The organism is Desertihabitans aurantiacus (assembly GCF_003344635.1).
Classification (GTDB): domain Bacteria; phylum Actinomycetota; class Actinomycetes; order Propionibacteriales; family Propionibacteriaceae; genus Desertihabitans; species Desertihabitans aurantiacus.
Genome location: NZ_QPKK01000446.1, coordinates 1 through 1,824, shown reverse-complemented (window position 1 = coordinate 1,824; position 1,824 = coordinate 1). Strand labels below are relative to the sequence as shown.

Sequence of the window (1,824 nt, the reverse complement as noted above, 5' to 3'; positions counted from 1 at the left end):
CGGCCCGCCACCCGGGCTCGGCGCGGCCCAGCCCGCCGCGGAGGGACGTCCGGGGACGGCCGGCCAGGCGCCGGCCCAGCCACGCCCGCCGCAGGCGCCGATCCGGCTCTCCCGCGCGGAGCTGCTGCGCCGCAGCGGGCTCAGCGAGGCCGTCCTGGTCGAGCTGGAGCGGCAGATGATCATCTCCCCCCGTCGCGGCACCGGGTTCTACGACCGCGACGCGCTCACCATCGCGGTGGTGGCCCGCAAGCTGTCCGACTACGGCATGGACGCCCGGCACCTGCGGGCGTTCAAGATCGCCGCCGACCGCGAGGCCGGTCTGGTCGAGCAGGCGGTGGCCCCCTTCCAGCGCCGCGGGGCGGCCGGGCGGGAGGCGGTCGTCGAGGTGGTGAAGCTGGTCAGCGTCGCGCACTGCGCCCTGCTGCGCAGTGCGATGGAGCGTTGAGGGGGGCGATGGACCGCTGAGCGGTCGGGATCGGCCCGAGGCCGGGGGCGTAGGGTTGCCGCATGCGCGAGCTGGACGTGGTCGGAGTACGGGTGGAGATGCCGCAGAACCTGCCGATGGTGCTGCTGCGCGAGGTCGGTGGGCACCGCTACCTGCCGATCTGGATCGGGGCCGGTGAGGCGTCGGCGATCGCGAATGCGCAGGAGGGCGTGGTGCCGCCCCGGCCGCTCACCCACGACCTGTTCGCCGACGCGTTGAAGGCGCTCGGGCACCGGCTGGTCGCGGTGCACATCACCGAGCTCACCGACCGCACCTTCTACGCGGTGCTGAAGTTCGAGGGCACCGACGTCAGCGCCCGGCCCTCCGACGCCATCGCGCTGGCCCTGCGCACCGGCGCGGAGATCCACTGCGCCGACGCGGTGCTCGACGAGGCCGGGATCGAGGTGCCCGAGGAGGAGGACGACGAGGTCGAGAAGTTCCGCGAGTTCCTCGACCAGGTCAGCCCCGAGGACTTCGAGACCGAGGGCGGGCCCGGGGCACCGGGGGAGCGGCCGTCGTCCTGACCTCACCCTCGACCCGTGCCTGAGGGTTCGGGCCGCGGTGCCGCCCGGTCGCGTGTCGGGCCGCGTCCCACGTCTGGCGGCTGGCTAGCGTCCGGCGTACTGTTCAGCTGGATCAGCACTGCGAAGTGAGGCACCGTGAGCAAGACTCCCGAGCGTGACACCCCGACGCCCACCACCGAGGTGGGTGCTCAGGAGCACCTGTTCGACGGCAACTTCTCCCCGCTGCCCGAGGACGAGGGCTTCCGCGGTCCCGCCGCCTGCAAGGCCGCCGGGATCACCTATCGCCAGCTCGACTACTGGGCCCGCACCGGTCTGGTCACCCCCGAGGTGCGCGCGGCCAGCGGCTCGGGCAGCCAGCGGCTCTACAGCTTCCGCGACATCCTCATCCTCAAGGTCATCAAGAACCTCATCGACGCCGGCATCTCCCTGCAGCAGATCCGCAAGGCCATCGAGCACCTGCGCGCCCGCGGGGTGGAGGACCTGACCGAGGTCACCCTGATGAGCGACGGCGTCACCATCTACGAGGCGGTCTCGCCGACCGAGGTGGTCGACCTGCTGCGCGGCGGCCAGGGCATGTTCGCCATCGCCCTCGGCGGCGTCTGGCGCGACCTCGAGGGCACCCTGCTCGAGCTGCCGAGCGAGCACATCCAGGAGGGTGCCCGCCAGCACGAGGGCGACGAGCTCGCCGCCCGCCGCCGAGCTCGCGCGGCTGGCTGAGTACGGGCCGCGCTCGCGCGGCTGGCTGGGTACGCGCCGCGCTCGCGCGGCCGGCTGACCTGGCCCCGACGGGGCACCCGGCCGCCGGTGTGCCCGCTG

General features: G+C 73.6%; 2 protein-coding genes and 1 pseudogene. All 3 read left to right on the top strand.

Features of this window, described 5'->3' with window-relative positions:
* Positions 1-445, top strand: a pseudogene (locus tag DVA66_RS20010) (MerR family transcriptional regulator); the annotation flags it as partial.
* 62 nt (positions 446-507) lie between these two features.
* Entirely contained in the window at positions 508-1,008 is a 501-nt protein-coding gene (locus DVA66_RS20005) for a bifunctional nuclease family protein (protein ID WP_114561537.1), read from the top strand.
* 135 nt (positions 1,009-1,143) lie between these two features.
* Positions 1,144-1,725, top strand: a complete 582-nt coding sequence (locus DVA66_RS20000) for a MerR family transcriptional regulator (protein ID WP_114561536.1) — start codon at positions 1,144-1,146, stop codon at positions 1,723-1,725.
* The last annotated feature ends 99 nt before the right edge of the window (positions 1,726-1,824 follow it).